We start from the raw sequence: 19,421 nt of genomic DNA on the forward strand, positions 1-19,421 counted from the left end.
CGCTGGCGCGCAATTCTTGACTGAATGATCAGCGAGAGACCCGTCAGACGGGTCCGCACGGGAGAAATGTCATGGATGACCGCGCCCAGCTTTCGGTAAAGGATCAGGTTTCAGCCGAGGAATGGAAGGCGCGCTGCGATCTGGCCGCGCTTTACCGGCTCGTCTTCATGCATGGCTGGGACGATCTGTTCTTCACCCACATCTCCATGCGCGTGCCGGGACCGGAGGAGCACTTCCTGCTCAACCCGTTCGGCCTGTTGTTCGAGGATGTGACGGCCTCAAACCTCGTCAAGGTGGATATTGACGGCAATGTCCTGCCGCCCAGCCAGTACGGTATCAATCCGGCGGGCTTTACCATCCACTCGGCCATTCACCATGCGCGCCCGGACGTGAAAGTGGCGATGCACCTGCACACCGATCAGGGTGTGGCGGTGTCTGCCCAGAAGCGTGGCCTCTTGCCGATTTCGCAGAGCGCCATGACCGTGATGAAGGATGTTGCCTATCACGGCTATGAGGGCATCGCTCTGGAAGAGGATGAGAAGGAGCGTCTGGTCGCCGATCTTGGCGACAAGAACCTGATGATCCTCAATAATCACGGCACGCTGACCACGGGCGACCATCCCTTCTCGTGCTATGTGCGCATGTACATGCTGGAGCGTGCCTGCAAGATGCAGACGCTGGCGCAGGGCGCAGAGCTGGTCGAATGGGGCAAGGACATGCAGGACCGGGTCTATGCCCAGGGCGAGCAGGCCTTCACCAACGAGTTCTTCAAGGAAATCGCGTGGGCGGCCCTGCGTGGCCGTGTTGATCGTCAGTCGCCGGGGTATGACGCTTAAGCGTATCCTCCGGTGCGCGGCTCATGGGCGATAGCGGCCTGTGCGCCCTTGCTGGCGGCTGTCCTTGCCGGTGAGGCGCAAGCTGGCGCGTGGACGCAAAAGCGCGGCGACGGGATTTTGCTGACGGGCTATTCCACGCACTGGCTGGTGGCGCCGGGCGGCACGCAGCTTCGCAAGTCCGAGGTCAGCTTTTATGCCGAATATGGCCTGCTGGACCGGGTGACACTGGTCGGCCGCCTGGCACTGCAGTCCCTTAGCGAGACACGGGCCGCGCCCGATGATGTTTCGGATTCGGCCTTCAGAAGCGCGTTGATTGCGATTGGCGGCACCGAGGCGGGCTTGCGCTTCAAGCTTCTGGACGCTGGCCCATGGGCGTTTTCCACCCAGCTTTCCAGAACGTTTGAGTCCGGCGGCGAAAACCGGAACAATCAGCGTTTTGGCACGGGCGGCGGCGATGTCGAGGTGCGGCTGCTGGCCGGGCGCGGGTTCGGCAGGGACAGCTTTTTCGATGTACAGATCGCCCGGCGTTCCCTGGCTGAACGTGGAGGCGAGGAGTGGCGTCTGGACACGGCTGTTGGTGTTCCGGTCTCGCTGCGCTGGCGTGTCATGGCGGAGACGTTCTCGCTAAGCGCTGGCAGCCGTCCGGGCATACCGGCCTATTCCGGGCACCGCACCCAGATCAGCGCCATTTATGACGCCCCGGCAGGGTTTTCGATATCGGCAGGAATTCTGGGTACGCTGCAGACTGAAAATTCGGCGCGTGAGACAGCAGCGCTCGTTCGCCTCTGGCGGCGGTTCTGAAGGCGGGCGATTGCGGCCCGTTACGGGGCGGGCAAGTGCTCATCACGGCGAATTCATTTTGCTTTTTGTAACGCGCGACGCATATCGCTACGCAGAAGAAAAAGAGAGCAAACCATGCGCCGTGCCATTTTCCTGATTGTCGTAGCCATTCTGTTTGCCGGCATGGCGGCTGCGGTAGTCGTGCGGGCCGTGTCGCAGAATTCAGGCGGCGGCGGTCAGATGCGCGGCATGGCGACGCCGGTCGCCCTCTATGAGGTTGAACCGCGCAGCTTTGCCGACATTGTCGAGGCGCTGGGCACGGCCAACGCCAATGAGTCGGTGCTGGTGACAGCCAAGATCTCCGACACCATTTCACGCATCCATTTCGATTCCGGCCAGCGCGTCGCCGCCGGTGACATTCTGGTTGAGCTGCGTGATGCCGAGGAGGTGGCCGGCCTTTCAGAAGCGCGTGCATCGCTTCGCGAGGCGCAGCAGGAGCTGGTGCGCATCCGTGACCTGACAGAGCGCGGCGTCGCGCCCCGGTCACGGCTTGAAGAAATCCAGGCGAATGCAGAGCGCGCCCGCGCCCGCGTTGCGGCGCTGGAGGCCCGCGTTGACGACCGGCTTATCCGTGCGCCTTTCGATGGTGTGGTTGGCCTGCGCGCGGTCAGCCTGGGCCAGCTGGTACGTCCCGGTGATACGATTGCGCAGCTGGATGATACGTCTGTCATCAAGCTCGACTTCACCTTGCCGGAGCGCTTTCTGGCCACCGTTTCGGCGGGCATGGAAATCGTCGCGCTGACATCGGCTTTTTCCGGTGAAGAGTTTGCCGGCCTGATTACCCAGATCGACAGCCGTATTGACCCTGCCACGCGGGCGGTAACCGTGAGGGCGGAAATCGACAATGCCGACGGGCGCTTGCGGCCGGGTTTGCTGATGACCGTTCAGGTGCGCCGCGATCCGCGCACCCGCCCGTCCATTCCTGAAACGGCGATCACACGCCTGCGCGACCAAGTGTTCGTTTTCACCGTGTCAGAGGATGAGGCGGGCCATTATGCCGTGCAACGGGAAATCCGCGTCGGCGCGCGCGCTGACGGTTTCCTGGAAGTGCTCGAAGGTATCGAGAACGGAACAGTCATCGTGCGTCAGGGCGTGCATCGCATCCGCGATGGCGCGCGCGTTTCACCGCGTGAGGATGGAGACGGGCGGCGCACGGCGAGCAACGCCGTTGCGGCTGCGTCTGCGGGAGCCGCCGCCGGGAGCGCGCAGCGATGACACTCTCTGACATAGCCGTCCGCCGTCCGGTTATCGCATTTGTTGCCAGCGCCATGATCGTGGTGTTCGGCATTCTGGGCATCCGCGATCTGCCGCTGCGCGAACTGCCTGATGTGGACCAGCCTGTTGTCTCGGTGCGCGCGGACTTTCCCGGTGCCAATGCCGAGGTCATGGAAAATCAGGTGACGCAGCCCATTGAAGGCGCATTGGGCGGTATTGAAGGCATTGATACGATCCGTTCGCGCTCGGAGGACGGCGAGTCGCGCATCTCCATAACCTTCCGCCTCGGACGGGATCTGGAAGCGGCTGCGAACGATGTGCGCGAAGCGGTGGCGCGCGCCCGGCGGCAATTGCCGCCTGACGTGGAAGAGGTGGTCGTCACCAAGCAGGATTCCGACGCCCGGCCCTTCCTCTGGTACAATCTGATGTCGGAATCGATGACGGCTGAAGAGCTGACCGATTATGCCGACCGTTTCCTGGTTGACCGCTTTTCCGTCATTGACGGCATTGCGCGTGTGCAGATTGGCGGGCAACGCCGCTATGCCATGCGTATCTGGCTCGACCCGCAAGCCATGGCGGCGCGCCAGCTGACAGTCGCCGATGTCGAGAACGCGCTGCGCGCGGAGAATGTCGAACTGCCGGGCGGGTCGCTGGAGACCGTGTCCAGCCAGCTCGTGGTGCGGGTGGAGCGCCTGTTTGCGACCGAGGACAGCTTCCGCCGGCTGCCGATAACGCGCGGCGATGGCCATATCATCAGGCTGGGCGAGATTGCCGATGTGGAGCTTGCCGCCGAGCAGGAGCGCGCGCTTTTCCGGGGCAATGGCCAGAACATGATCGGTATCGGCTTCATCCGCCAGAGCCGGTCGAACGCCGTGGCCGTGTCCGATGCGATCCGCGCCGAGGCGGAGCGCGTCAGCCCGCAATTGCCCGAAGGCATGCAGATGCTCAATGCCTCCGATGACACGGTGTTCATCCGGGAGTCCATCAACGAGGTGTGGCGCACGCTGGCCGTTGCCGCGACGCTGGTTGTGCTGGTCATTTACCTGTTTCTCGGCAGTTTTCGCGCCGCCGTCATTCCCGCTGCCGTGGTGCCGGTCTGCCTGATCGGCGTGTTCGCGGTGCTCGCCGCTTTCGGTTTCTCCATCAATATCCTGACGCTGCTGGCGCTCGTGCTGGCGATCGGGCTGGTGGTCGACGATTCCATTGTGGTGATGGAGAATATCCAGCGCCGGGTGGATCTGGGCGAGCCACCCAAGCTGGCCTCCTTGCAGGGGGCGCGGCAGGTCTTCTTTGCCGTTATCGCTACGACGGCCACGCTGGTGGCGGTCTTCGTTCCGCTGGTTGTGCTGCCCGGTCTTATCGGGCGCATCTTCACCGAGCTGGCCGTGGCGATCACTGGCGCGGTGGTCCTGTCGAGCTTCGTTGCGCTTACCCTGTCGCCGATGATGAGCTCCAAGCTGGTTCGTCCGAGCCAGGGTGTGCGCGGTCCGGCGCGCTGGGTCGACAAGGGTGTCGGCAAGCTGCGCAACGCCTACCGGGAATCGCTGGACGTCGTGCTGTCGCTGCCCTGGCTGATCATTCCGTTCATCGTGGCGGCTGTGGGCGGATCGGTCTTCCTGTTCAACCAGCTGCCCAGCGAACTTACGCCACCTGAAGACCGGGGCAATTTCTTCAGCCGCTTCAGCGCCGCAGACGGTGCCAGCTTCGAGTACACCGCCGAGCAGGCCGCCCTCATCGAAGACATTCTCATGGAGTATGTCGAGGCGGGCGAGCTGCGGCGCGTGCTGGTTGTCGTGCCGGGGTTTGGTGGCGGCGGCTCCAGCTTTTCCAGCGGCATTGTCGTCGGCACGATGACGCCCTGGGGTGAACGCCGTCCGGGCATGGAGATTGTCAACGAGGTCAATCAGCGCCTGGGGCAGCTGACCGGTGTGCGCGCCTTCGCGTCGATGCGGTCTTCGCTTGGCGGCGGGGGCGGCGGCGGAGACGATATCCAGTTCGTCCTGCAAGGCCCCGATTACGACCTGATTGACCGGGAAGCCGACCGGCTGATTGCGACCATCGAAGAGACCAATCCGGGCCTTCTGCGCGCCCGCAAGGATTACGAGCCTACCTCGCCGCGCCTTGTCGTTGATATCGACCGGGAGCGGGCGGCGGCGCTGGGTGTGTCGGTGTCCGATATCGGGCGCACCCTGCAGACCCATCTGGGTTCGCGGCGCATGGGCCAGTTCATCGACCGGGGCGAAGCCTATAATGTCATTGCCGAGAACCGCCGCGAACAGCGCTCCAGCCAGTCGGATCTGGAGATGCTCTATGTGCGCGGGGGCGCAGGCGAGCTGATCCCGCTTTCCAACCTGGTATCCTTGCGCGAGACCGGCGAGGCGCAGGCCCGTAACCGTCTGAACCGGCAGCGCTCCATCACCGTGTCAGCGACCTTGAGTGACACCTATACGCTCGGAGAGGCGATAGACTGGCTGGACAGCTATGCCCGCGCCGAACTGCCTGCTGACATGGCAACCGAATATGTTGGCAGCGCGCGCGAGTTTCTGGAATCCAACTACGCGATGCTGTTTGCGTTCGGCATGGCGCTGCTGATCGTGTTCCTGGTGCTGGCGGCGCAGTTTGAAAGCTTCATCCAGCCGCTCATCATCATGCTCACCGTGCCGCTGGCCGTCGCAGGCGGACTGTTTGGCCTCTACATGGCCGGTTCCTCACTGAATATCTATTCGCAGATCGGATTGATCATTCTGGTGGGGCTGGCGGCGAAGAACGGCATTCTGATCGTGGAATTTGCCAACCAGATGCGCGAGGAGGGCATGAGCGTTGCCGAGGCGACGCTGGAGGCTGCGGCCACGCGTTTCCGTCCCATCCTGATGACCGGCATTTCCACCGCCATTGGCGCGTTTCCGCTGGTCATGGCCTACGGGCCGGGCTCTGAAAGCCGTATCACCATTGGCGTGGTGATCTTTACCGGCGTACTGGTGGCAACGCTGTTCACCCTGTTCGTGGTGCCGACCGCCTATGCGGTGTTTGGCAAGTACACCAAGACGCCGAACTGGGTGTCGCGCCAGCTGGAGAAGGAAGCGCGTGAGCGCGGCCAGAGCCTTGGCGGCTCCGATGCGATTGCCGCTCCGGGCCAGCAGCCAGCCGAGTAGGCTGGTCATTCTCACAGGTTTGTGAGCCTACGGTTTTGTAACGAGCCGGTGGAGGCAAGCTGCATGTAAGTCTGCTTTTCGGCTTGGTGAGCAAGAACGCTCACCCGCACATCGGGGGCAGGCTTGCATGATCTCTTCAGTTCTAGTGCCGATTTTCCTGGCCATCACGGCTTCGCATTCAACCGATGATGTCCGTCTTGTCGCCGATGCTGGTGCTGACATCGCGTTGGTCGCAGACGCACATGATACCGTCAGATTGTTAGGGGGCGTGGTTTGGGCGGATGTCCCACCCCTGCAGGATGGCGTAATCCGGGCACAAATACGCATGGATGCGTCGCGCGGGTTCAGCGGCATTCTGTTTCGCGCCGAAGATGCGGAGAATGGTGAGATCGTCTATTTGCGCCATCACCGGGCCGGCGAGCTGGATGCCTGGCACTACACACCTCGCCATAACGCGATCGACGCCTGGCAGATATTCCAGGGTGAGGGCTTTACCGGCCGGGCGGAATTCCCGCTTGAGACTTGGGTCGATATCGAGCTGTCCCTTGCAGGCGACCGCGCCGTTCTGCGTGTTGGCGATACGGTCCTGCCCATATTTGCCCTTCAGCGTGAGACCGTTTCAGGCCGTATCGGCTTTTGGGGCCTGCGTTCGGCGCGCGATATACGCGCGGTGGAGGTTGTTGCCGGAGCTACGCCTGAACTGCTTGAGTTTGTTGGCGGGTTTTCATTGCCGGACGAGTCCGCTGCTCATGTTTCAGGGCTGATAGCGGAGTGGCGGGTCTCCGCGCCGTTTGGTGAAGCGCAACTGGCTGGTGTCTACAGTCTGGATCGCAGCACACTGCCTGGCGTGGCCGGAACCGTTGAAGCGCGCCATCGTGGTATCGCCAATCTTTCCGAACTCGCCACCAGATCATCTGAACACGACACGGTTCTCGCTGAAGCGGTGATCCACAGCGAGAACGACGCGATGATGCTGTTGCGCTTCGGGTTCTCGGATCGGACGCGAATCTATGTCAACGGAGATCTGGTTTATGTGGGCGATGCCAGCTTTCAGTCCCGTGATTTTCGTTTCCTGGGTACGGTGGGCCATTTTGACGGCGTGCCGGTCCGCCTGCGCGCGGGACAGAACATCATCAGCGCCGCCGTAACTGAACAACAAGGCGGGTGGGCGATAACCGCTCAGCTTGGCGCGCTTGACTAGCGCCGCGTCTCCACCGCGAGGAAAGCGATGAGGTCATCGCGGTCTGCATCGTTGCGCAGGCCCGCAAAGCTCATCCGGTTGCCGGGCAGATAGGTGCGCGGATTGGCCAGCCACTCGTCCAGCTCGGCCTTTGTCCAGACGAAATCGGCCTGCTCCAGTGCGCGCGAGAAGCGGAAGCCTTCCGCCCCGCCGACTTCGCGCCCGAACATGCCATGCAGGTTGGGGCCGACCAGATGGCGCTCGCCACTGCCCAGCGTGTGGCAGGAGGCACAGCGCCGGAACAGGCGCCGGCCATTATCCAGATTGGCAGAGGCGTAAGGCTCGCCCAGCGTTGCAAGGATGGCGGCGGCCTCCTGCGGCGTTGCCGTGGTCTCCGGTGCGCCGCCATGGGTCTGGGGCTGCGGTCCCGGGGCAGGGGCGTCGCTCTCTCCGCAGGCTGCGAGCATCAAGGCCATTGCCAGAGAGGTCAAAGCTGCCGGATGGATCATGGTGGGGCGTTCCTTGCGTGAATATCAGCCTGAAGACCTAGCGCCGACCAGCGGCGCTATCAATCGGCGCGATGGGCTGGCGGCTGCGTCACGGTTTCGCGCCGCGCCGTCAGGATGAACAGAAACTCGCCCTCCAGCGTCACATCGCCGTGCCGGTTGGCGATACGCGCACGGGTGGTTGCCTTGCGGCCCGTCCTGGCGGTGACTTCCGCGCTGGCAAGGGCTGGGCCGTCATCGGGCGCAAACGGGCGGCGGTATTGCAGGTTGGCCGTTGCCGTCACGAAGACCTCTCCGGGGCCGCACAGCGTGTTGGTGGCAAGACCCGCCACCTGATCCAGCCAGCCGGCGCTCGCCCCGCCATGGACAGCGTTATTGAGATTTAGCCAGTGTTTCGCGACCGGAATTTCCAGCCGTGTACGCCCGTCCCCCAGTTCCAGCACGCGCGCGTCCAGCAGGCCCCAGAAGCGCTTGTGCGCTTCGTCGCTGCCAAAATGGTGCATCAGTCGGTCGGGCAGGGTCATGTCTTGCTGGCGTGCTTGTCCGGTGAAGAGGGATACACAACGCTGCGTACGCTGGAGCGCGTCACCTTGCCAACCGGATTGCGCGGCAGGCGCGCCAGGACGTGGATCGCCTTGGGCGATTTTACCGGCCCCAGCAGCTCGCGCGCGAGCGGCATGAGCTGCGCGCCATCAAGGGTCTGGCCGCGAACGGGGGTGACCGCGACCTCAAGCCGTTCTCCCCATTGCGGATCGGGGACCGCAAAGGCACACGCCTCATCAATGCCGGGCAAGGTCAGCAGCGCAGCCTCAATTTCTGCCGGATGGATGTTGTAGCCGCCGGAAATCAGCATGTCGCTGGCCCGTCCGGTGATGAACAGATAGCCGTCACGGTCGAGATGGCCCAGATCACCGGTGTGCAGCCATCCCCGGCGCAGCGTGTCCTGGGTGCGCGTCCGATTGCCCAGATAACCGTCCATCAGAAGCGGTCCCTTGACCGTAATCTCGCCCGTCTGGCCGGGGCGAAGTGTCTCGCCCTCATGGCCGATAATGGCGATCTCGCATATGCGCCCCGCCTTGCCGACCGAGTTGGCAAGGCGCGGCTCTGCCAGCTCGGCCTCGGTGATCGCCGCGATGGTCATGGGCGCTTCGGTCTGGCCATAAAGCCCGGCGATGCGCGGGCCGAACGTGCGCTGGGCGCGCAGCAACTGGTCGGCAGGCATCGGGGCAGCCCCGTAGATGATGCGCCTTAGCGCCGGGGCAGCTACCGGCCGGTCCATCAGCGCGCACAGGCGCAGGATCAGGGTCGGTGCCATGAAGCTTTCGGTCACCGCCTCATCATGCAGCAGGCGCAAAAGCAGGTTCGGGTCGCTCTTGTGGACCAGCACCAGCCGCCCGCCGCGCGCCAGCACCGGCAGGACGAAATGCGATGCGCCATGGGTGAGGGGGGAGCAGGCGAGGAATACCGGCATGCCCTCACGGCCAAACCGATCCTCCATATTGATGATATTGGCCATCACCGAGCGGTTGGACTGGATCACGCCCTTGGGTTCGCCGGTGGATCCGCCCGTGAACTTGATGGCCATCGTGTCTTCGGGCTTGCGCGCCAGTGGCTCAAAGCCGGGAGCGGGCGGCAGATCAGCCGGGATGGTTTCCACGCCGGGCGCGCATGAACGCAGGATGTCCGCCTCTGCCGGTCCGGCCAGCACAAGATCGGCCTTCACCTTCTCCAGAGCGGCGGCGTTAAGCTGCGGCCCGTTGCTGGGATTCAGCGGCACCCAGACCAGCCCCGCCGATTGGATCGCCAGATAGGCCGCCACATGGTCGATCGTGTTGGGGGCGGACAGGGCGATACGCGCGCCCGGCGGGAACCGGCTGGCCAGATGGGAGGCCAGGCTGCGCACCCGTTCAGACAGGGCATAAAATCCGATCCTGCCGATCAGGCGGCCCTCGGCGTCGTACTCGCATGCTGCGCCGTGGTCGGGAAAACGGCGCACCGCGTCCCAGAACAGGGCTATGGGTTGGGTGTCCAGCGTATTGCGTTTCATACTGTAAGCACCGTCACCAGCGTGACGGCCTCCTCCACCCCCAGAAACCCGCCGCCATTCTCGCAAACGCCAGCGCGCGCGCCTTCAACCTGCATACTGCCTGCTTCCCCTCTCAGCTGGGCACACATTTCCGCGATCTGGATAATCCCCGTGGCCCCTACGGGGTGGCCCTTGGCGACCAGCCCGCCCCCTACATTGACCGGAATGTGGCCGCCGCGCGCCGTCGCGCCGGAGGCCGTGAACGGCCCGCCTTGCCCGCGCGGGCAGAGCCCCAGATTTTCAATCTGCAGGATTTCGGCAAAGCTTGTCGCGTCGTGGACCTCGGCGATATGCATGTCGGCAGGGCCAAGGCCCGCCGCCTCGCAAGCCAGATCAGCCGCGCGCTTGCCCAGATGCCCGTCCCAGTCATCGATGGCGCGCGCGCGGGCCGTCGTCCAGCCCATGCCTGCGAGCCTGACCGCGCGCTTATTGCCTTTTGCGGCGCTCGCCGATTGCAGCACGAGGGCCGCTGCGCCATCGCTGACCGGCGCGCACATGGCGCGCGTCAGCGGCCATATCACCGGCTTGTCCGCCAGCACCTGATCCATGGTGAAGGGCGTGCGGTATTGTGCATTCGGGTTCGCGGCGGCGTGGGTGTGGTTTTTGGCGGCGGCCATGGCGAGCTGCTCGCGCGTGGTGCCAAACGCTTCCATATGGGCGCGGGCGATGCCGGCATAGATGTCCATGAAAAAGCTGCGGGGCGCTTCTGCGGCGTCTGCCGGGATCAGGCCGGCACCCAGAGCCGCCATCGTGCTAGCGGTTTCCTCGATGCGTTCGATATCGGTGCCGCCGCGGAAAGCGGCCATGACCTGTTCGGTGCGGTCTGGGAAGACCATCTTTTCCGCGCCAACGACCAGCACGGTTTCGGCTTCGCCTGCGCGGATCATGGCGGTGCCCAGCGCGACGGCAGAGGAGCCGGACGCGCAGGCATTTTCCACGTTGACGATTCTGATGCCTTCAATGCCCAAGGGAGCAAGCGCGATTTCGCCGCGTACGGCATTCTGGCCCTCCAGCATGGGCTGGCGTGTGTTGGAGAAGAGGGCCGCTTCAATGCGCTCTGGCGTCAGCCCGGCATCGGCCAGCGCAGCCGTTACCGCTTCGCGCGTCAGGTCTTTCACCGAGCGTGCGGGATGTTTGCCGAGCGCGGTCATGGCGGCACCCGTGATGAAAATGCTGTCCATGCCTTGCACGCCGTAAAACCTCTCGCAGGCGGGTTGCCCGGTAACTTCGATAAAGATACTTTCTTCGTCAACGTTATCGCGAACCGTCGGTTATGCAATCGTTTCGCAAGAGAAAAAATTCACTATAGGGGTCTGGTCCATGGCGCACACCGCACATCTTTACGAGCAACATCGCGAGACGCTGGATACGGCCCTGAAGGCGGTGCGTACGCGCGATCACTGGAGCCCGTTCAGGGAATCGCCCAGCGCAAAACTGCACGGTGAAGACGCACCGCGCCTCGGCAAGGCCCGCTTTGACGCCCAGCTCGGCAAGGCGTTCGATCTCGATCAGCCCGGCACTGTCGGCACGCTGGGCGCGGAGGTTTCGCCCTATACGCGCCAGCCGCTGGGCATCACCTATCCCAAATCCGATCCGGCGGCGCTGTTTGCCGCTTCGCGCAAGGCCATGGCGGGGTGGATGAAGGCCAGCATCGAGGAACGCGCCGGCATCATCACCGAAATGCTGTTCGCGATGGAGAGGAATGCTTTCGAGAACGCGCATGCCACCATGCACACGGCGGGGCAGGGCTATGTGATGGCGTTCTCAGGCTCCGGCGCCAACGCGCTCGACCGGGGGCTGGAAGCGCTGGTCTATGCCATGAAGGCGATGGAAGACGTGCCGGAGACGGCAAGCTGGACCAAGCGCTTTCTGGAGCCCGAACCGGTCAGGCTGAACAAGCGTTATATGCGCGTGCCGCTGGGCCCGGCGGTGGTGATCTGCTGCGCGACCTTCCCCCTGTGGAACGCCTACCCCGCGATGACGGCCAATCTGATGACCGGCAATCCGGTGATCGTGAAGCCGCACCCGACGGGCGTGCTGCCGGTCGCGATGGCGGTGCGCACCTGCCGCGAAGTGCTGGAGAAGGCGGGCTATGACCCGAACCTTGTGCTGCTGGCCGCCGACGAACCCCTGGACCAGATCACCATGAAGCTGCTGGAGCAGGCTGATTGCCGGATCGTGGACTATACCGGCTCCCAGCGCTTTGGCACCTGGATCGAAAACAACTGCCCCGGACGGTTGGTCTTCACCGAGACGGCGGGCTGCAACTCGGTCGTCATTCACTCCGCCAATGATTTTGGCCGCGTCGCGCACACGGTCGCGCGCGCCATGGTGACGTTCGCCGCCCAGATGTGCACCGCGCCGCAGAATGTCTTCATTCCGCGTTCGGGCGTGCAGACGCCCGATGGCACGATTGCCTATGACGACGCGGTGGAGACGCTGGTGTCTGCCATCGACAAGATCGCGGGCGACAACACGCTGGGGCCTGCCATCGCTGCCGCCGTGCAGGCCGACGCGACTATCGAGAATGTCGAGGCGATGACGGCGAAGGGCGAGGCGGAGGGCAATATATTGCGCCGTTCCGGCCCGGTCTCGAACTCGGACTACCCGGATGCACGGACGGCCAGCCCGGTCCTGATCGAATGCGACGCGAAGAACGAGGATTTCTACGGCGAGGAGCGCTTCGGCCCGGTCAGCTTCGTGATTCCGGTGGACAGCGCGGCAGAGGGCGTGCGCCTTGCCACCTCGCAGGCCCGCACACGCGGGGCCATCGCCTCCTATCTCTATTCGACCGATGAAAGCTTCATCGACGCCGCCGAGCCGGACTATCTCGCCGCCGGGGCCTCGCTCAGCATCAATATCGACCGGGGCATGCCGATGAACTTCATGGGCGCGTACTCAGATTATCATGTCACCGGGCTCAATCCGGCGGGCAATGCCAGCCTGACGGATCTCGCTTTCGTCGCTCCGCGCTTCCGTGTGGTGCAGATGCGCCGCCCCGGCTGAGGCGGCTTTTTCGCCACACCAGCTGCGTTGATGATAGTTTCTTTAAAAAAGTCACCTTGAGTTAGTTCGTTTATTGAAGTTATGGTGGCGGCGATACGGTCGTGCGGGCGATTCCGCTCCCATGGCCGGAATCCAAAAGAGACACAGGGGAGGTTCCAAGTGAACAGATCAAAAGCGTGGCTGCGCCTGTCTGTCGGTGCCATGGCACTGACCGGAGCGCTGGCCTCGGCAGGCACCGCGATTGCGCAGTCTGCCGAAATCATCACCGTGACGGCCCAGCGCCGCGAGCAGTCCGTTCAGGATGTGCCGGTAGCCGTCAGCGCATTCAGCGCAGCGGATTTGCGCGATTCGTCCATTGCGGGCGTTGAGGGCATTGCCGACCGTACGCCGGGCTTCACCATGACACGGTTCAATATCGGTGAGCCGCAGCTCTATATCCGCGGCATCGGCTCCACGTCGGATTCTGCGGCCGGCGACCCGTCTGTCGCGGTATCGATCGACGAGGTCTATATCGGCCGGGCCGGTGGCGGTGCGCTCAGCTTCTTTGATATCGAGCGCGTGGAAGTGCTGCGCGGCCCGCAAGGCACGCTCTATGGCCGCAACGCGGCTGGCGGCGCGGTCAACATCATCTCCGCCCGCCCGGACGCCACCCAGTCCTTTGGAGAGTTCACCTTCGGCTATGGCGACTATAATGACCGCCTGTTCAGCGCCGTGCTCAATGGTCCGCTGGGCGAAGGCGCTGCGGGGCGTCTGGCCTTTCTCTATCAGGCCCATGACGGCTATTCGCAAAGCGTGCCTTCGGGGTCTGACCTTGGCGGGGCGAGCACCTGGGGCGTTCGCGGGGCGGTAAGCTGGGATGCCGGCAATTGGAGCTTCCTGGCGCAGGCCGATTATGCGCGTGACAGAACCGACGGTCAGGCGCGCGTTCCGGTGCTTGGACCCAATACGAACCCGGCCTTCGTTCCGCTGATCGGCGCGATCCGGGCGGGTCTCAATGAACGCCAGAGCTTCTCAGACCCGTCCACCTTCCAGGAGCGCGATAGCTGGGGTGTTCTCTTCCGCGCCGACACGAGTTTCGGCGATATGGATTTCACCTCGCTGACCTCCTATCGCGGTCTTGAATTCTCCTGGTTTGATGATCTGGGCGGTCTGCCTGTGCCGCCTTATGTGCTGCGCATTGAAGACATCAACGAAGACGAAGCCTGGCAGTTCACGCAGGAATTCCGCCTGTCGCGCACGCTCGACAATGGTGCCTTCTGGGTGGCCGGCCTCTACCTCTTCCACGAGGAAGTGGACCGCAATGAGCAGTTTATCGTGGACGCCCGTGCGCCGCTGCCTCCGATTGCATCGGGCGATGTGACCTTCTTCCAGGAAGCCACGAACCAGTCTGCCGCCGTGTTTGCCCAGCTCACCATGCCGCTGGCCGATACGCTGAACCTGACCGTGGGCGGCCGGCTTACCTACGACTCCAAGGAAATCTTCGCCCGCGGCGTGGACAATGCGACGCCCGGCGGGCCTTTCCCGGGTATTCCGCTCGGCCCGCCCCCGGGGGTAGCCTATCCGGCCGGCGCTTCGGGCAGCGAAAGCTGGACCGAGCCGACCTGGCGGCTGGCACTGGACTGGCAGGCATCGGACAATGTGATGCTCTATGCGTCCTATGACCGGGGCTACAAGTCCGGCCTCTATCCCAGCCAGGCGCAAAGCGCGGCGCAGGCCACGACGCCGCTCGACCCTGAAATTCTCGACAATTTCGAGGTGGGGATGAAATCGACCTTCGCCGAAGGCCGGGGCATCTTCAATCTGGCGGCGTTCTACACGGACTATCAGAGCTTGCAGGTTTACGAACTGCTGGGTCTTGCCCTGTCGACCTCGAATGCGGACGCGGAAATCCGCGGGGTTGAAGCGGAGTTCGCCTTCCAGGCCAATGACTACTTCCAGTTCGGCGGCTCTTATGCCTATCTGGATGCCCAGTACACGTCAGACGCGGTCTCCAGTCTCGGCGTGCTGCCCTATAACGGCAACCAGCTGACCCGCTCGCCAGAGCACCAGTACAATGTCTACGCAGCGCTGGAGCTTCCGGTGGCGTCAGGCACGGCGCGCGCGCGTGTCGATTACAACTGGACGGGGGACTATTACTTCGATCCGTCCAATGCGCCTGAAACGCTGGTGAGCTCCTATGGCACGGTCGATGCCCGGCTGAGCTGGGGACCGGACGATGCCAACTGGGATATTTCGCTGTGGGGCCGCAACCTCACTGACGAGCTCTATCCCAGCCACATCATCAAGAACCTCGATATCGGGTTCACGGTGTTTGCGCCGCCGCGCACGTTCGGCGCGCAGTTCCGGATGCGTCTGGGCGGATAGTCTTTCGGGGACAGACGCAAGACGGGAAGGGCGGTGCCGCAAGGTGCCGCCCTTTTTGGTGGGAGGGTGTTCGTTTTCCTCCCCCGTTTACGGGGGAGGTGTCAGCGCAGCTGACGGAGGGGGGAGCTTTTGTGAAATCCCCCCCTCGGTCCTTCGGACCACTCCCCCCGTAAACGGGGGGAGAAACCGCTGTGCCGCCCTTTTCTCATTTTAAACCAGCCGCTCCAGCCGTCCTTTGCGTTTGACGATATTCTTGTAGTCCCACTGCACGGTGCGCGCCTCGGCCAGCCAGCGGCGCAGGAGGTCTTCGTCAATCTGATCAGGTGCCGTGTAGCGTGCCTCGGCGGCCTTGAACGTGCCTTCAGGCTTCAGGCCGGGTGTCTCGAAGGACTGCCCGCTCCAGAACAGCAGGCGCACGCAGGATTTCAGCTTGCTATAGCCCGTGACCGGGTTGCCATCGAGGAACCAGACCGGGTGGGCGTGCCAGATCCTGTTCTCGGCTTCGGGCAGGGCGTCATCGATCACCCGCCGGAGCGTATCACATATCTGGCGGTCGGTTTCTGCCTGCGCCGCGTGATAAGCGTCTATATTCTCGAAGCGCGGGGCTTTCATGGGAGCCTCCTTGCCGTGTTCTACTGCGCGGCGCTCATGGCCGCACGCTGACTGGCCGAATGAGCCGGAACGGGGCGCACGCTGCGCGGATCGATTTCCTCGCCCGTAACCGCATTGCGCAGGACTGGCAGGACGGTTTGCCCCGTGGCCTGCGAGACCAGTTCAACGGGCAGCTTACCCGGTTCACACAGCCAGCGCGCGCCCCAGGCGAAGAAGGCCAGCACGGTGGGGTAGAGCGCGCGTCCGCGTTCGGTTAGCACATATTCAAACCGCTCAGGGCGTGTGTGGTAGCGCTTGCGGGTCAGAATGCCGTGCGAGACAAGCCCCTCAAGCCGGTCTGCCAGCACGCTGGTGGAGACACCCAGCGTTTTGAGGAAATCATCATAGCGGCGCACCCGGTAGAAACAGGCCGCCAGCACCAGATTGGTCCAGTAATCGCCGAACAGCTCAATGCCCAGCTCGATGGGTTTGCCGCTGGCGCGCATGGCGGGCTGCACCTTGCGCCGGCGCATTTCTTTCAGCGCAGGGGCCTTGCCGGGTACGGGCCCGGGCCGGGGCAGGACATCGCCGGGCAGGATGGGGGCTTTCAGGTCTTCGCCTGCCATGATGGGGTCGATAGGCCCTGACCCGTCACGGGCTACCAGGCGTATCGCGCGTGCGGGATCAGAGCGCGGCGACCAGTCCTGCTCCCAGAAGATCAGCATGATGGCGACGCCGTAGAGATCGCGCCCCATGGCGGTCAGCACATATTCGAATCGCTCCGGGCGCTGCTGATAGGGGCGGCGCTCCAGCAGCCCGGCATCGGTAAGCGTCTTCAACCGGCGCGCCAGCACAGAGCGGGCAATCGCCAGCCGCTCCATCCAGTCATCAAAGCGGCGTGCGCCGCGGAATGCCTCGCGCAGGATCAGCATGGTCCACGCCTCTCCCACCACGTCCATGGCATGGGAGACGGGATTGTTCTGAATCATCTGTTTGAGACGGGAATCCATCCCAGCACTAGAAACCAACGAATTTCATTACGCAAACGCCCTTGCGGGGTTGAGGCGTCCGGCAAAACCGTCTAGAGTTAGTTTCGCTAACAAAGTGACCTCGCACATGAAGGCCACAACACTGCAGGGATAGTTCGCTTGAGCCGTTTGCCTGACACGATTGAACGCCGTCTGCGCCTGCCGCTGGTAGCCGCGCCCATGTTTCTCGTGTCCGGGCCGGACATGGTGCTTGCTGCGTGCCGCGCTGGTGTGATCGGCTCGTTTCCGGGGCCGAACTGCCGCACGATAGAAGATGTGGAAGCCTGGATGAAGGCTATCTCGGAGGCGCTGACCGATGAGGATGCGCCCTGGGCCTACAACATGATCTGCCATTCCTCCTATCCGCGCTTTGATGCCGAGCTGGAGCTGGTGAAGAAGTATCAGCCGCCGATTGTTATTACGGCGCTTGGCGGCCCGCAGCGCGTAGTGGAAGCGGTTCATGCCTATGGCGGGCTGGTATTTGCCGATGTGAACTCGGTGGAGTTTGCGGCCAAGGCGGCGGCGACTGGCGTGGATGGGCTGGTGCTGGTGTGTGCGGGCGCTGGCGGACATACCGGTCAGGTGGCCAATGTCGCCTTCATCGAGGCCGTGCGCGGCTTTTTCGACGGCATCATTGCGGTTGCGGGCGGTATCTCGACCGGGCGCGGCGTACGCGCTGCCGAGGCGATGGGCGCGGACCTGGCCTATATGGGTACTGCCTTCATTCCGGCCGAAGAGAGCCTTGCCCATCCCGATTACAAGGACATGGTGGTGCGTTCTGGCGCGTCCGACATTGTAGTGTCCGCCTCGGTGACGGGCGTGCCGGCCAGCTGGCTGAAGGAAAGCCTGAAACGTTCCGGGCTGGACCCGGAAAACCTGCCCGAAAAGGGCCGGGTGCAGTTTGATGATCCGTCGAAAATCCTGAAAGGCTGGAAGGATGTCTGGTCTGCCGGTCAGGGGGTCGGGTCTGTCAGTGCGGTTGAGCCGCTAGGCGCCATCGTGGCGCGGCTCGCGCGTGAATATGGATCACACGAGGACGGGGGTGTTGCGCCCCGTCTCGGTTTGGAAAGGAGTGCGCATAATGAACGCCCCGGTGCATGATCCCAATGGCCGTATGGAGCGCGATGCGCCCTCCTGGCTTGCCGATATCGACAATGCCTATCTGCGCGGCCTCTACGCGCCGGTGGCCCATGAGACCACGGCCCATGAGCTGAAAGTCATTGGCGAGATTCCGGCCGATCTGTGCGGTGCCTATATGCGCAATGGTCCCAATCAGGTGTATGCGCCCAAGTCCAAGCATCACTGGTTTGATGGCGACGGCATGGTCCACACCATCGCCTTCAAGGATGGCAAGGCGAGCTATCGCTCGCGCTTTGTGCGCACTGCGCATTTCAACGCCAATGCCGCCAAAGGCGAGGAGCAATGGCCGGGCTATATGGGCCATCCTGACCCGAATGCCCCTCCGGGCGCGGGCTCGGACGGCTGGCTGAAGGATTCGGGCAATACCGACCTCATCTGGCATAATGGCGAGGTGCTGGCGCTGTGGTATCAGGCGGGCGTTCCGGTGCGCCTTGATCCGGCGACCGGCGAGACGCTGGGCGAGCAGACCTGGGGCGGCGCGCTGACCCGTCAGGTGTCAGCCCACGCCAAGACCGATCCGGTCACCGGCGAGCTCTTCTTCTTCGATTACAACACCAAACCGCCCTACATGACCTATCATGTGGTGTCGCGCGAAGGTCAGATGATCCGCAACGTGCCTATCGACGTGCCGGGTCCGCGCCTGCCGCACGACATGGCGATGACGGAAAACTACGCCATCCTGCACGATCTGCCGCTGTTCTGGGATCCCGAGCTTCTGCCGCGCGGCATCCACAAGGTGACTTTCTATCCCGATATGCCGTCACGCTTTGGTGTGATCCCGAAGTACGGGAAGGAAGGCGATGTGCGCTGGTTCGAAGCCTCGCCCTGCTACATCTACCACGTCACCAATTCGTGGGAGGAAGGCGACTGGATCGTGATGGAGGGCTGCCGGGTGACCGAGCCGTGCCCGGAATCCAAGCCCGGCCAGGGCATGTATTCGCGCATGATGGCCTTCCTGCTCCTGAAAGCGCGCTTCCACCGCTGGAAGTTCAACCTGAAAACCGGTGAGACGCGCGAGGAATGGCTGGACGACCGCAATGCCGAGTTTCCGACCGTCAGCGCGGATGTGGCGGGCCGCAAATCGCGCTATTCCTACCATGTCTCCATTCCGACCAATCGCGAGACCATGGTATTTGACGGGCTTATCAAGTTCGACACCCAGACAGGGTCGTCCCAGAGCCTGAAGTTCAAGGATGGCTGGTACGGGTCCGAAAGTCCGTTTGCGCCGCGCCTTAACTCCAATGGCGACGAGGATGATGGTTATCTCATCACCTTCATCACCAATGAGGTGGATGGTCAGTCGGAGTGTCATGTCATTGACGCGAAGGACATCGCGAAAGGGCCGGTGGCCCGTGTGATCCTGCCCTCGCGGGTGCCGGCCGGCTTCCACTCCACCTGGGTGCCGGGAACGGAAATGGGCTGGGCCTGAACGGCTTTAGCCCGCCAGATTGACGCAAGACCCGAAGCGCGCCCGGCA

The 19,421-nt window shown here is 63.4% G+C and carries 15 protein-coding genes; 9 read left to right on the forward strand and 6 right to left on the reverse strand.

The window, feature by feature from the left end:
* Window positions 1-71 precede the first annotated feature (71 nt).
* From ACQ5ID_RS02330 to ACQ5ID_RS02350, 5 genes are all read left to right on the forward strand, one after another.
* On the forward strand, window positions 72-836 hold the full coding sequence (locus tag ACQ5ID_RS02330) for a class II aldolase/adducin family protein (RefSeq protein WP_429910868.1): 765 nt from the start codon (window positions 72-74) through the stop codon (window positions 834-836).
* A gap of 12 nt (window positions 837-848) precedes the next feature.
* On the forward strand, window positions 849-1,637 hold the full coding sequence (locus ACQ5ID_RS02335) for a hypothetical protein (RefSeq protein WP_429910869.1): 789 nt from the start codon (window positions 849-851) through the stop codon (window positions 1,635-1,637).
* A gap of 114 nt (window positions 1,638-1,751) precedes the next feature.
* On the forward strand, window positions 1,752-2,891 hold the full coding sequence (locus ACQ5ID_RS02340; RefSeq protein WP_429910870.1) for an efflux RND transporter periplasmic adaptor subunit: 1,140 nt from the start codon (window positions 1,752-1,754) through the stop codon (window positions 2,889-2,891).
* Window positions 2,888-6,043, forward strand: a complete 3,156-nt coding sequence (locus ACQ5ID_RS02345; protein ID WP_429910871.1) for an efflux RND transporter permease subunit — start codon at window positions 2,888-2,890, stop codon at window positions 6,041-6,043. Before ACQ5ID_RS02340 ends, ACQ5ID_RS02345 begins: the two co-directional genes overlap by 4 nt.
* Before the next feature lie 127 nt (window positions 6,044-6,170).
* Window positions 6,171-7,244 carry a hypothetical protein gene (locus tag ACQ5ID_RS02350; protein ID WP_429910872.1) on the forward strand — a complete coding sequence of 358 codons (1,074 nt, stop codon included), beginning with the start codon at window positions 6,171-6,173 and terminating at the stop codon, window positions 7,242-7,244.
* On the opposite strand, the gene ACQ5ID_RS02355 is transcribed toward ACQ5ID_RS02350, so the two are convergent.
* The 4 genes from ACQ5ID_RS02355 to ACQ5ID_RS02370 are packed head-to-tail and all read right to left on the reverse strand — an operon-like array spanning window position 7,241 to window position 10,996.
* The gene (locus ACQ5ID_RS02355; RefSeq protein WP_429910873.1) at window positions 7,241-7,732 is read right to left on the reverse strand and encodes a c-type cytochrome; all 492 of its coding nucleotides are present in this window, start codon (window positions 7,730-7,732) and stop codon (window positions 7,241-7,243) included. The two genes, ACQ5ID_RS02350 and ACQ5ID_RS02355, sit on opposite strands and share 4 nt — an antisense overlap.
* A 59-nt stretch (window positions 7,733-7,791) precedes the next feature.
* Complete coding sequence (locus tag ACQ5ID_RS02360; protein ID WP_429910874.1) at window positions 7,792-8,253, reverse strand: PaaI family thioesterase; 462 nt, start codon at window positions 8,251-8,253, stop codon at window positions 7,792-7,794.
* On the reverse strand, window positions 8,250-9,776 hold the full coding sequence (locus ACQ5ID_RS02365) for a class I adenylate-forming enzyme family protein (protein ID WP_429910875.1): 1,527 nt from the start codon (window positions 9,774-9,776) through the stop codon (window positions 8,250-8,252). The genes ACQ5ID_RS02360 and ACQ5ID_RS02365 overlap by 4 nt, the downstream gene beginning before the upstream one ends.
* A complete protein-coding gene (locus ACQ5ID_RS02370) occupies window positions 9,773-10,996 on the reverse strand; it encodes a thiolase family protein (RefSeq protein WP_429910876.1) in 1,224 nt (407 codons plus the stop codon). The genes ACQ5ID_RS02365 and ACQ5ID_RS02370 overlap by 4 nt, the downstream gene beginning before the upstream one ends.
* A 139-nt stretch (window positions 10,997-11,135) precedes the next feature.
* Between ACQ5ID_RS02370 and paaN the strand changes: the two genes are divergently transcribed.
* Window positions 11,136-12,821 carry a phenylacetic acid degradation protein PaaN gene (paaN, locus tag ACQ5ID_RS02375; RefSeq protein ID WP_429910877.1) on the forward strand — a complete coding sequence of 562 codons (1,686 nt, stop codon included), beginning with the start codon at window positions 11,136-11,138 and terminating at the stop codon, window positions 12,819-12,821.
* A gap of 159 nt (window positions 12,822-12,980) precedes the next feature.
* On the forward strand, window positions 12,981-15,185 hold the full coding sequence (locus tag ACQ5ID_RS02380) for a TonB-dependent receptor (RefSeq protein ID WP_429910878.1): 2,205 nt from the start codon (window positions 12,981-12,983) through the stop codon (window positions 15,183-15,185).
* Window positions 15,186-15,395: 210 nt separating this feature from the next.
* Here ACQ5ID_RS02380 and ACQ5ID_RS02385 read toward each other — a convergent pair whose 3' ends face one another.
* Together ACQ5ID_RS02385 and ACQ5ID_RS02390 are read right to left on the reverse strand one after the other, a co-directional pair.
* A complete protein-coding gene (locus ACQ5ID_RS02385; RefSeq protein WP_429910879.1) occupies window positions 15,396-15,797 on the reverse strand; it encodes a DUF1801 domain-containing protein in 402 nt (133 codons plus the stop codon).
* A 20-nt stretch (window positions 15,798-15,817) separates the two neighbouring features.
* Complete coding sequence (locus tag ACQ5ID_RS02390) at window positions 15,818-16,786, reverse strand: winged helix-turn-helix transcriptional regulator (RefSeq protein ID WP_429910880.1); 969 nt, start codon at window positions 16,784-16,786, stop codon at window positions 15,818-15,820.
* Between the two features lie 138 nt (window positions 16,787-16,924).
* On the opposite strand from ACQ5ID_RS02390, the gene ACQ5ID_RS02395 reads away from it, so the two are divergent.
* The gene (locus ACQ5ID_RS02395; RefSeq protein ID WP_429910881.1) at window positions 16,925-17,905 is read left to right on the forward strand and encodes an NAD(P)H-dependent flavin oxidoreductase; all 981 of its coding nucleotides are present in this window, start codon (window positions 16,925-16,927) and stop codon (window positions 17,903-17,905) included.
* On the forward strand, window positions 17,886-19,373 hold the full coding sequence (locus tag ACQ5ID_RS02400; RefSeq protein WP_429910882.1) for a carotenoid oxygenase family protein: 1,488 nt from the start codon (window positions 17,886-17,888) through the stop codon (window positions 19,371-19,373). Before ACQ5ID_RS02395 ends, ACQ5ID_RS02400 begins: the two co-directional genes overlap by 20 nt.
* Window positions 19,374-19,421: the final 48 nt, after the last annotated feature.

Origin of the sequence: Glycocaulis sp. (assembly GCF_050485565.1) — a bacterium.
In the GTDB taxonomy this organism is placed as follows: Bacteria; Pseudomonadota; Alphaproteobacteria; order Caulobacterales; family Maricaulaceae; genus Glycocaulis.

Coding starts and splice junctions, on each gene's coding strand:
- ACQ5ID_RS02330 (WP_429910868.1), top strand. CDS start 72: ATGGATGACCGCGCCCAGCTTTCGGTAAAGGATCAGGTTTCAGCCGAG.
- ACQ5ID_RS02340 (WP_429910870.1), top strand. CDS start 1,752: ATGCGCCGTGCCATTTTCCTGATTGTCGTAGCCATTCTGTTTGCCGGC.
- ACQ5ID_RS02345 (WP_429910871.1), top strand. CDS start 2,888: ATGACACTCTCTGACATAGCCGTCCGCCGTCCGGTTATCGCATTTGTT.
- ACQ5ID_RS02350 (WP_429910872.1), top strand. CDS start 6,171: ATGATCTCTTCAGTTCTAGTGCCGATTTTCCTGGCCATCACGGCTTCG.
- ACQ5ID_RS02355 (WP_429910873.1), bottom strand. CDS start 7,732: ATGATCCATCCGGCAGCTTTGACCTCTCTGGCAATGGCCTTGATGCTC.
- ACQ5ID_RS02360 (WP_429910874.1), bottom strand. CDS start 8,253: ATGACCCTGCCCGACCGACTGATGCACCATTTTGGCAGCGACGAAGCG.
- ACQ5ID_RS02365 (WP_429910875.1), bottom strand. CDS start 9,776: ATGAAACGCAATACGCTGGACACCCAACCCATAGCCCTGTTCTGGGAC.
- ACQ5ID_RS02370 (WP_429910876.1), bottom strand. CDS start 10,996: ATGGACAGCATTTTCATCACGGGTGCCGCCATGACCGCGCTCGGCAAA.
- paaN (WP_429910877.1), top strand. CDS start 11,136: ATGGCGCACACCGCACATCTTTACGAGCAACATCGCGAGACGCTGGAT.
- ACQ5ID_RS02385 (WP_429910879.1), bottom strand. CDS start 15,797: ATGAAAGCCCCGCGCTTCGAGAATATAGACGCTTATCACGCGGCGCAG.
- ACQ5ID_RS02390 (WP_429910880.1), bottom strand. CDS start 16,786: ATGGATTCCCGTCTCAAACAGATGATTCAGAACAATCCCGTCTCCCAT.
- ACQ5ID_RS02400 (WP_429910882.1), top strand. CDS start 17,886: ATGAACGCCCCGGTGCATGATCCCAATGGCCGTATGGAGCGCGATGCG.